At 60.3% G+C, this 11,203-nt stretch carries 6 protein-coding genes and 1 pseudogene; 3 read left to right on the forward strand and 4 right to left on the reverse strand.

The genetic code is table 11. From position 1 onward, the window contains the following. Positions 1-292 precede the first annotated feature (292 nt). From CKW14_RS18875 to CKW14_RS29620, 4 genes are all read right to left on the reverse strand, one after another. Positions 293-1,042 carry an enoyl-CoA hydratase-related protein gene (locus tag CKW14_RS18875; protein WP_095048238.1) on the reverse strand — a complete coding sequence of 250 codons (750 nt, stop codon included), beginning with the start codon at positions 1,040-1,042 and terminating at the stop codon, positions 293-295. Positions 1,043-1,071: 29 nt separating this feature from the next. After that, positions 1,072-2,007, reverse strand: a complete 936-nt coding sequence (locus tag CKW14_RS18880) for an iron-sulfur-binding ferredoxin reductase (RefSeq protein ID WP_095048239.1) — start codon at positions 2,005-2,007, stop codon at positions 1,072-1,074. Beyond that, complete coding sequence (locus CKW14_RS18885; RefSeq protein WP_095048240.1) at positions 2,000-3,106, reverse strand: diguanylate cyclase; 1,107 nt, start codon at positions 3,104-3,106, stop codon at positions 2,000-2,002. Before CKW14_RS18885 ends, CKW14_RS18880 begins: the two co-directional genes overlap by 8 nt. 280 nt (positions 3,107-3,386) lie before the next feature. After that, positions 3,387-3,635, reverse strand: a complete 249-nt coding sequence (locus CKW14_RS29620; RefSeq protein ID WP_141231807.1) for a hypothetical protein — start codon at positions 3,633-3,635, stop codon at positions 3,387-3,389. 327 nt (positions 3,636-3,962) lie between these two features. On the opposite strand from CKW14_RS29620, the gene CKW14_RS18895 reads away from it, so the two are divergent. The 3 genes and pseudogenes from CKW14_RS18895 to CKW14_RS18905 form a co-directional block, all read left to right on the forward strand. Beyond that, a complete protein-coding gene (locus CKW14_RS18895) occupies positions 3,963-5,486 on the forward strand; it encodes a fumarate hydratase (RefSeq protein ID WP_034153454.1) in 1,524 nt (507 codons plus the stop codon). Between the two features lie 202 nt (positions 5,487-5,688). Continuing rightward, positions 5,689-10,209, forward strand: coding sequence for a SpvB/TcaC N-terminal domain-containing protein (locus CKW14_RS18900; RefSeq protein WP_095125852.1), 4,521 nt, complete (start codon positions 5,689-5,691; stop codon positions 10,207-10,209). After that, positions 10,206-11,203, forward strand: a pseudogene (locus CKW14_RS18905) (toxin); the annotation flags it as partial. The gene CKW14_RS18900 and the pseudogene CKW14_RS18905, both read left to right, overlap by 4 nt.

Genomic DNA, 11,203 nt, shown 5'->3' on the forward strand with positions numbered 1-11,203 from the left:
CTGGAGTAGACATCGTATCGCCCGAATCGACTTGAACTTGCAGATCGTTACGGCAGGTAAGAAGATCTAAAACCGTCCACCATGTCTCCGAACATGTGTCCACCATGTCTCCGGTACATACACTCCCAGAGGGAGAGGGAACCGATTGAGGGATATTGCAGAATTGCACCGACCTGATAGCTCTGCGCTGAATCCGACCGTTTCTTTCAAGTCGATGTGTAGCGCATTACACCTCGGTCGTCTCCCTCTGGGAGAGGGCTGGGCGGGCGGCGTTCCGATGAGGGTTGGCTTTTTAATGCCGTTTGATAAATCCGGTCAACGCCACCATTGCTTCTGGCGAACGAAGGCGCTGGGTGAACAATGCGCCCTCCTCCTCGATCACCTTACGAATCAACTCGCGATCCGGCGCTCGCATCAATTGCTTGCTGATACGCACCGCTTCGGCCGGCAGTTCATCGAAACGCAGCGCCATTTCCCGCGCCTTGCTTAGCGCCGCAGCGCCGCTACCCAATGCTTCGGTCGCAATCCCCCACTGCGCCGCCTGTTCACCGCTGAAGCCTTCGCCCAGTAACAACAACTCTGCCGCTTTGGCCTGCCCAAGCAGGCGTGGAAGGATCAGGCTGGAGCCGAACTCCGGGCACAAACCCAGGTTGACGAATGGCATGCGCAACCGCGCATCGCGGGCCACATAAACCAGATCGCAGTGCAGCAACAATGTGGTGCCAATGCCCACCGCCGCGCCGGCTACAGCGGCAATTACCGGTTTGCGGCACTCAAGCAGGTTGAGCATGAAGTGAAACACCGGGCTGTCGAGGTCACTCGGCGGTTGCTGGATGAAGTCGGCAATGTCGTTGCCGGCGGTGAAGCATTCGGCGCTGCCGGTAATCAGCACGGCGTTGATCGCCGGGTCGCTATCGGCCTGTTTCAGCGCCTCGGCGAGGCGACTGTACATGGCGCGGGTCAGGGCGTTTTTCTTGTCCGGACGGTTGAGGCGCAGGGTCAGCAAACCGCGCTCGCGTTCCAGCAGGATGGCTTCGGTCATGATGTGTCTCGCGTCTGAAATATCAGCGCTCAACCACGGGACAGGAACACGTCAGCCAGTAGTTGATTGCGCGGCAATCCGGCCAGGTACAGACGCCGCGCGAAGGCGTCGACGCTGGCCGTCGAGCCGCAGACTAAGGCCAGGGTTTGCCGGGAGACAAGGCGCAGTTGCGCCAAAGCGGCGGCTGACTCGGCCGCCGTCCACAGCTCGACACTGAGGTTTTCCCGCTGCGCAGCCAGTGCCGCCAGGGGTTTGGCCAGATAGTGCTCGCGATCGTCATGAGCCACGTGAATGACGCGGATCAGGCCTTGGTGATCCTGGCGCAAGGCTTCGCGCAGCACGCCGAACAAAGGGCCCAGACCGGTGCCAGCGGCCAGCAGCCACAAGGGGCGACTGTGCCAGTCGGGATCGTAATGCAAAGCACCGCCGCGCAGTTCGCCGAGACGGATCGGATCGCCGATCTGCAATTTTCGTGCGCCATCGCTGAATTCACCAGGCTGGCGGCAATCGAGATGGAATTCGAGAAAGCGGTCTTCTTCCGGCAGACTCGCCAGCGAATACGGCCGCGCAATGTGCCCGATCCACAACACCAGATGTTGCCCGGCGCTGTAGCGCAACGGCCGTTGCGGGGTCAGACGCAAGCGCAGGACGCTGTCGCTGAGCCAGTCCAGCGCTTCGACCACTGCCGGGCGACCATCGGTGATCGGGTCGAAGGTGTGCACCTGCAAATCTTCGACGACCTGACACTGACACGCCAGGCGCCAGCCTTGCTGACGCTGTTCGGCGCTCAAGGCGTCCGGCCGATTGTCGGCGGGCAGGCCTTGCACGCATTGCACCAGACAGGCATGGCAACTGCCGGCGCGGCAGCTGTAAGGCACGGCGACGCCATTCTGATTGAGGGCATCGAGCAGATTGCTGCCCGCTGCCACTGACCATTGTCGTTCACCGACGCGAAGTTCAGGCATCGACGTTCTCCCACGCGGCCGCACAACGATTGCGCCCGTCACGCTTGGCCCGATACAAGGCCTGATCGGCGCGCTGCAAGGCGTCGTCCAGATCATCGCCCAACACCAACAGCGTCATGCCGGCCGACAGGCTGAGGTTGCGCACATTCAGGCCGACCAGTTCAACGTCAGTAAAGGCAATACGCAGACGTTCACAGCAAGTAGTCAGCCGTTCGGCGTCGCAATCGGGCAACAACACAACGAATTCTTCACCACCATAACGCGCCAGCACATCACCGTCGCGCAGACACGCCTGGGCAACGCCGGCGAAGGCCTGCAACACCTGATCGCCGGCGGCATGGCCGTGCAGGTCGTTGATGCGTTTGAAATGGTCGAGGTCGATCAGCGCCAAGCCGTGCACCACATCGTCGTCCATTTCATCCAGCTCTCGCGTGGCCAGACGCAGAAAATGCCGACGATTGAACAGCCCGGTCAGTTCATCGGTGGCGACCAGATCTTCCAACTGCCGCATCATCCCGCGCAGGGTGTCCTGATGCGCCTGCAAGGCAAACCGGCGCTGGCGCTGGCGTTGCCGCGAAACCTGGACGAAGCGCGCGTACAGCACCAGCCACGCCAGCACCATTGCCAGAATGCACACCTGCAAGGCGGCAAGCGCCGGCTCGCGCAAGCGGAAGTAGTAGCCGTCCCACAGCGTGATGGCACAGAAACTGAAGAACACCAACAGGGCACAGCGTATGAACGCCCGTCGACTGAGATGGAACAGGCCGAACAGCAGGATCAGCACGTAGAACACCAGAAAGGCGCCGCGGGCTTCATCCAGATGAGCGATCAGCCAGGTCTGCCAGCCGAGACCGATCAACACCTGCGCTTCGGTCAGGCTGGGATCGGCAAAGCGCAGGTTGCGCCCACTCCAGAACAGTGCGAACAGCACCGACTGGCTGATCACCACCAGCGCACTGCCGACGGCCACAGAAGTCAGGGACTGCTCGTAGTGCCCCGTGAAAAACGCCAGCCACAGCAGCAGCAAAGCCAATCCATAGGTGGCCGCAGCGAGGGCAAAGCGTTTGAGCAAAAGACGTTGAATGGCGTTATGGGTCAATCGTTGACTCACCGTGCGATAAGAGGCTGACCGAGTGTCCTACTCTACAGACCGGCTGCCACTTTAGAGGCGTAGTCGATAAATGACCACCGATTTTCGGGCCCGAAATTTGACGTCAAAAGTGTGGCCTGCGTAGACCGCCAAAAGCCCCTCACCCTAGCCCTCTCCCAGAGGGAGAGGGGACTGACCGAGTCGATTGTTGGCGATACGCCGACCTGAAATACCGAGCCGGACTCAGACTTGAACAGCCTGAACATCGCCCCCCTTTCCTGAGTCGAACTCAGGTTTTGAACAGCATGAAGATCAGCTCCCTTTCTTGAGTCGAGCACAGGTTTGAACAGCATGAAGATCGGCTCCCTTTCTTGAGTCGAGCACAGGTTTGAACAGCATGAAGATCAGCTCCCTTTCTTGAGTCGAGCACAGGTTTGAACAGCCTGAACATCGCCCCCCTTTCCTGAGTCGAACTCAGGTTTTGAACAGCATGAAGATCAGCTCCCTTTCTTGAGTCGAGCACAGGTTTGAACAGCATGAAGATCAGCTCCCTTTCTTGAGTCGAGCACAGGTTTGAACAGCATGAAGATCGGCTCCCTTTCCCCCTCGCCCCCCTTGGGGGAGAGGGCTGGGGTGAGGGGGTAGCTCTTGAAGTGCAAACCCGCTGTCCGATATTCGCCCACCCATGCGACCAACGAATGATTGCCGGCGCGTGTACGCCCCACCGAGGCGCGTTATACTGCCGCGCCTTTTTAGCGTCGCGCCAGCAGCCCCGGCGTGCCTTGAAAGGTGCTTGCGACCGACCGATGCACCCAAGCCGCAGGCACCTTATTGAATGTTCCCGTCTTTTAGAGGAGCGCGACTCATGACCGTGATCAAGCAAGATGACCTGATTCAGAGCGTTGCCGACGCCCTGCAGTTCATTTCCTATTACCACCCCGTGGATTTCATCCAGGCGATGCACGAAGCCTACCTGCGCGAAGAATCGCCAGCGGCCCGTGACTCGATGGCGCAGATCCTGATCAACTCGCGCATGTGCGCCACCGGCCATCGCCCGATCTGCCAGGACACCGGTATCGTTACCGTGTTCGTGCGCGTCGGCATGGACGTGCGTTGGGATGGCGCCACCATGGGCCTGGACGACATGATCAACGAAGGCGTGCGTCGCGCCTACAACCTGCCGGAAAACGTCCTGCGTGCCTCGATCCTCGCCGACCCGGCGGGTGCTCGGAAAAACACCAAGGACAACACCCCTGCCGTGATTCACTACTCCATCGTCCCGGGCAACACCGTGGAAGTGGACGTGGCGGCCAAGGGCGGCGGTTCCGAGAACAAGTCGAAAATGGCCATGCTCAACCCGTCCGACTCGATCGTTGACTGGGTATTGAAGACCGTTCCGACCATGGGCGCCGGCTGGTGCCCACCGGGCATGCTCGGCATCGGCATCGGCGGCACCGCCGAGAAAGCCGCCGTCATGGCCAAGGAAGTGTTGATGGAATCCATCGACATCCACGAACTGAAGGCCCGTGGCCCGCAGAACCGCATCGAAGAAATGCGCCTGGAGCTGTTCGAGAAGGTCAACCAGTTGGGCATCGGCGCCCAGGGCCTCGGTGGCCTGACCACCGTGCTCGACGTGAAGATCATGGACTACCCGACCCACGCAGCCTCGCTGCCGGTGTGCATGATCCCGAACTGCGCCGCCACCCGTCACGCACACTTCGTGCTCGACGGCTCCGGCCCGGCCTCGCTGGAAGCGCCACCGCTGGACGCCTACCCGGAAATCGTCTGGGAAGCCGGCCCGTCGGCTCGCCGTGTCAACCTCGACACCCTGACCCCGGAAGACGTGCAGAGCTGGAAGCCGGGCGAAACCGTCCTGCTCAACGGCAAAATGCTCACCGGTCGCGACGCCGCGCACAAGCGCATGGTCGAGATGCTCAACAAGGGTGAAACCCTGCCGGTCGATCTGAAAGGTCGCTTCATCTACTACGTCGGCCCGGTTGATCCGGTCGGTGACGAAGTGGTTGGCCCGGCGGGCCCGACCACCGCGACGCGGATGGACAAGTTCACCCGGCAGATCCTCGAGCAGACCGGCCTGTTGGGCATGATCGGTAAATCCGAGCGCGGCCCGACCGCCATCGAAGCGATCAAGGACAACAAAGCCGTGTACCTGATGGCCGTTGGCGGCGCTGCTTACCTGGTCGCTCAGGCGATCAAGAAGTCGCAAGTGCTGGCGTTTGCCGAACTGGGCATGGAAGCGATCTACGAGTTCGAGGTCAAGGACATGCCGGTCACCGTTGCGGTGGACAGCAAAGGTGAGTCGGTGCACATCACCGGCCCTGCGATCTGGCAACAGAAGATCAGCGAAAGCCTGGCGGTAGAAGTGCAATAAGCCCTTCGCTGCCATAAAAACGGCCGGTTCATCTGCAACGATGACCCGGCCGTTTTCACAGGGGCCAACCGTTCGCGATAAAAAAAGCGCCGAAGCATACAAAATGATCTTGCGCACCTGTCAGATCTGACAGGTTCATTTACCCGCCATTCTTGTTAGCGTCAGTCCATTCACGCCCACCCCGTGCGCAATGGATTCGACCATGCCTGATCAACAAGAGCTGAGCATCACCACCCCTTCCATCGCCAAAAGCGCATCGATCGCCACCATCGGCAAAAGTTGGGGCGCTGTGGGCCCGACCGGAGCCGCCTCGTTCGAGTTGCCGATTCCGACGTCTGCCGGGCGGGGCTGGGATCCTCAGTTCTCGCTGAGTTACAGCAGTCAGAGTGGCAACGGTCCATTCGGCCTTTCCTGGCACCTGGCCGGCGTGGGTCAGATCAATCGCAGAACCAACAAAGGCGTGCCACGTTATACCGATCACGACGAGATCGTCGGTGCCGATGGCGAAGTGTGGATGCCGGAGCTCGATGAGCATGGTGAACTCAAGTTCCGAGAGGAAAGCGTCTACAACGGCGTCGACATTGGCCCGCACAGAGTCGTGCGCTATTGGCCTCGAGTGGAAAGCGATTTTGCCTTGCGCGAGCGCTGGCAGCGGCAGACCCGAGAAGCCGATCCACCGGTATTCTGGCTGATACACGGCGCTGACGGCTCGCTGCACCTTTACGGCAAAACCGAAGCCACACGAATTGCCGATCCCCAGGCTCCTGGACGAATCGCCACATGGCTGCTGTGCGAAAGCATGAACGCGCGCGGCGAACACATCTGCTTTGAATACAAGGCCGATGATCAGGATCCCGCCCCCGTGCGTGACTATCGCGCCCAGCGTTATCTGCGCCGCGTGTGTTACGGCAACTTCACGGCCAGCAGCGATCTGTACAGCTGGACGACGGACAATCCCGCCGAACTGGGCTGGCACTTTCATCTGCTGTTCGATTACGGCGAGCGCAGCACGTCACTGACCGAAATCCCGGCATATGACGGTGCCCCCCTCAAACCCTGGACCGTTCGCCCAGACAGCTTTTCAACCCACGGTCAGGGTTTTGAACTGGGCACTCGCAGACTCTGCCAACAGGCATTGCTGTTTCATCATTTTCCCGAGCAATCGACTGACCAACCGAAACTGGTACGCCGCCTGCTGTTGGAATATCACCAACCGCAAAATATCGCGCAGTGGGCCTACAGCCAGATCAGCGCGGCGCACTATCAGGCATTCGATGCGAGCGGCATTGTCGAAAACACGCCGCCGGTCGAGTTCGACTATGCCCCCTTCGACATCAATAAAACCCCGGCGCGCTTCTTCGAACCCGATGTTCAACCGGGTATCGAGGACGGTGGTTTTTACCAGTGTGTGGATCTTTATGGCGAAGGTGTGCCGGGTTTCCTCTGCCGTTATGACCAGGCCTGGTACTACCGCGAACCACTACGCGCGACCAAGGGCACCGATGAAATCGGCTATGGGCCATGGACCGCACTGGAAAAGATTCCGCTCGCCGATCGCAACCGTCCGGTCCAGCAACTGCTGACCGACCTGACCGGTGACGGTCGGCTCGATTGGGTCACCGCGCAACCGGGTATCAGTGGTTTTCGCACCCTGACAGAACAACGCGAGTTTGCCGACTTCGTCCCCTTCGGCAAATTCCCACCAGAGTTTTTCAACACTCTCTCGACACTTGGCGACTTGAGCGGTGACGGCTTGAGTAGCCTGGCGTTGATCGGGCCCAGCTCCGTGCGGTTGTATGCCAACGAGCGCGAACAAGGCTTCGCCGCGCCTGAAGAGGTGCTGCACGAACCCGACGACGACCGCTTGCCACTGTTCAGCAATTCGCGCACAGAACTGGTGCTGTTGGGCAACCTGCTGGGCAGCGATATGCCCGAGTTGTGTCGGATACGCCATGACGAAATCCGCTGCTGGCCGAACCTGGGCCACGGCCGGTTTGGCAAGGGTCGCAAGATCAGCGAGTTGCCCTTCAACTACGAGCAATTCGATTCGTCCCGGGTGCGCCTTGCCGACCTCGACGGCTCCGGTGCCGCGTCGCTGATTTATCTGAAGTCGGATACCTTCGAGATCTACCTGAATCGTGGCGGCAACGGCCTGGAGCAAATACCGATCAGCGTGCCGTGGCCCGACGGCGTGCGCTACGATCGCCTCTGTCAGGTGAGTTTCGCCGATCTGCAAGGCCTGGGCTGCGCCAGTCTGATCCTTACGGTGACGCACATGCAGCCGCAGCATTGGCGCTACGATTTCGTTTCGGCCAAGCCGTATCTGTTGACCAGCAGTAACAACAACATGGGTTGCAGTGCCAGCGTCGCTTATCGCAGTTCGGCGCAGGAATGGCTGGATGAAAAACACCGTTTGCTCACCCTTAAGCGTTTGCCGGCTTGCCACCTGCCGTTCCCGGTGGCGGTGGTCAAGAAACAACGGCAGCTGGATGAAATCACTGGCAATTGCCTGACTCAGACCTTCACTTGGCGTGAAGGCGTCTACGACAGCCGCGAGCGTGAGTTCCGCGGTTTCGGTCTGTTGCAACAAACCGACAGTGAGAGCGCCAGAGCAGATGAGAGCGAAGGTTTCAGCGAGCCGGTGCGTGTCTGCACCTGGTTTCATACCGGGCAATCGATGGACCGGCCGCGCGACGACTACTTCAATCAGGATGCACAAGCGGTAGCCCTGGGTAACACCCTGTTCAGTCGCCATCACCCGGAAGACGATGCCGATGAACTGATTCCGGTGCAGGATGAAGACAGCCGATACCAGCTCTCCCGAGCGTTGGTCGGCTCGATGGTCCGCTGCGAAACCTACGCTGATGCAGACATGGACGCCCCCGGGATTGCCACGCCTTATGCCGTAGAAGAAGTGCGATATCAGGTGCGCGAGGTTCGCGGGCAAGGTCCTTATGCCACCGCCGTCTTGCTGCCACTGGTGGTGGAAAGGATCAGCTACCAGTACGACGGTTTCGTCGATGACCCCATGTGTCGCAACGATGTGGTCCTGCGCTACAACACTTACGGCCAGCCGACGCACGCCATCACGGTGAGTTACGCCCGGCGACTGACCGAAAAAGATGCACCACCGTTCGACGACCCGGATGTACAGCAGTGGTGGTTCGACGCCCATGACCCGGCGCAACAATCGTTCTACCTGAATGAAAGCCGTTCAGCGTTCATCGATCTGGACAAGGACCGGCAGCATTGGCGTCTCGGTTTGCCCTATCAGCAGCGTGGCAATGCACTGGTCTTGCCCAAAGGCACCCTGCCCACCGGGCTTGAAGCCGCGCAAGTGTCCTATGAGTGCCTGAAGGCACATGAGGATTCGGCGCACTGGAACGCTGAACGGGTGCTGACCACGCAGTCTGTACAGCGCTACTTGAGTACCGATGGCCAACGGCTGGACGACGGCGTTGCCGGATTCGAGGCCCTGGTCGGTCCACTGGAAGTGGCACAACTGGACAAGACGGCGCTGGACGCTTACAGCGTGCTGCCTACGCCCTTCAACGTGCACGACGAACTGAAGAAGATCGGCTATCTGCCCATGCCGTTTCTGTTCTGGATAAATCCCTTGGGCAGCACGGAGCATGACCTGTGGTCGGCGAATTTCGGCTACGCCGAATACGCCAGCCTCGACGGTTTCTACAAGGTCCGGCGCTATCGCGAAACCCTCAGCCATGGCTTCACTCACGCCGTATACGACGCGTATGCGCTGGCTGTCACCCTCGTGGAACTGCCAGATGGCTGTACCACCTGCATCGAGTACGACTACCACGCGCTGCAACCGCTGAAAATCATCGATGCCAACCTGAATACTCATCAGGCGTTGTATGAACCCTCCAATCAGCCCCTGGCCACCAGTTTTTATGGCTCAGAGAACAACAGAGAAGCGGGTTTCAGGCCACTGAGCGAATACAAACTTCCGGAGGACCGGAGCCCGGCTACGGCAATTGCCAACCCGACCGATGCCGTGCAAAAAGCCGCGAGTACCCTGCGCAAGGATCTGTTCAGCTGGATGGGGCAGATGGCCAACGACACCCGCGCCGCCCTGGCATGGATCGCTCAGGGTTATCTGCTGCCCAGCGGCCACATCAGGGCCAGTACACGCCGCCAACTGACCCGGCGCAGCGGCGCCTTGACGCCTGATGAACAGGCGCTGCAAGACGCCATCGCAACAGTGCATCGCGAACCGGTGCACAGTGTGATCCTCAGTGCCGACCGCTACCCTGATGACGAGGTGGATGCGCAGATCCAGATCACCAAAGCCTGCGTCGACGGTTTTGGCCGGGCTCTGCAAACCCAGCAATTGGTCGATCCGGGCAAGGCCTATGCCGTGGACGCCGACGGCTCGCTGATCGTCGAGGATGGCCAGATCAAAGTGGTCGATGCCAACCCGCGCTGGCGCATCAGCGAGCGGGTCGAATACAACAACAAAGGCTTGCCCGTTCGTCAGTACCGCGCGTTTTTCGCCAACACCTATACCTACGTCAACGATCAGTCCCTGCGCACACTGAGCCATCACGATCAGCTTCGCTATGACGTCAAGAGCCGGCAGGTCGGAATGGTCAATGCCAAGGGCGACTTTTCCCGAGAGACGTACCACCCTTGGTATCACACCAGCGAAGACTTCAACGACACCGCCGAGCCGTCATCGCCAACCAAGGCATCGCAGCCATGATTGCCAACGTGCATCGCCGTACACCTGCGCTGGCGGTAAGCGATGCGCGTGGTTTGCCAATGCGGCAGGTCGGGTACTTGCGCAGTGTGACGGCCGACAACCCCGTAGCGCTGGTAACCCGTCAGCAGCATGACTACGCCGGCCGTCTGATCGAGCAATGGGATTCGCGCTTGTCGGCACCCTGCCTGACCACGGTTTACAGCCTGGACGGCACGGTATTGAAATCCGACAGCGTCGACGCCGGTTGGCGCCTGACCCTGCCGGGTCTGGCCGGTGAGCCATTGCAACGCTGGGATCAGCGCGACAACCATTGGCGCACGAGCTTCGATGAGCAGCTGCGGGTGATCGCGGTCGAGGAAAATGGTCAGTCCAATGTCGACGTTTTTACTTACGCCGACGCCTCGGCCGAGGCCGGGTACAACCGCCGCGGCCAGTTGCTGGAACAGAAAGACCGTTCCGGTTCGCTGCTCACGGACAGCTTTTCCCTGACCGGCCAGCCGCTGAGCGAAACCCGCACGTTCCACGACGGCGAGCCGTTCACCACTCACCATGTGTTCAGCTCGCTCGGCGCGCTGCTCGAGCAGACCGACGCCGGCGGCCATCGGCGACGATCGCGCTACGGCCTGGCCGGGCACCTTCGGCAGGTACAACTGTTGATCAGCGGCCAGAGCCAATGGCAGCCCGTGTTGCTTGATGCGCAGTACAACGCCGCCGACCAGATCATCGAGCAGCAGGCCGGTAATCTTGTCCTCAGTCGCTGGACGTACGACCCGGCAGACAGTCGTCTGCACACTCAGTCCAGTCGCAAAGACACCGGAGCAGTGCTGCAGAACCTCGAATATTTCTACGACCCCGTCGGCAACATTACCCGCATCGAAGACCACGCCTTTCAACCACGTTACTTCGCCAATCAGTTGATCGATGGCCACCGCGACTTCACCTACGACTCGCTCTATCGGTTGACCAGCGCCACCGGCTACGACGACGCCCCGCC

Source organism: Pseudomonas sp. Irchel s3a12 (assembly GCF_900187485.1).
Lineage (GTDB): Bacteria > Pseudomonadota > Gammaproteobacteria > Pseudomonadales > Pseudomonadaceae > Aquipseudomonas > Aquipseudomonas neuropathica.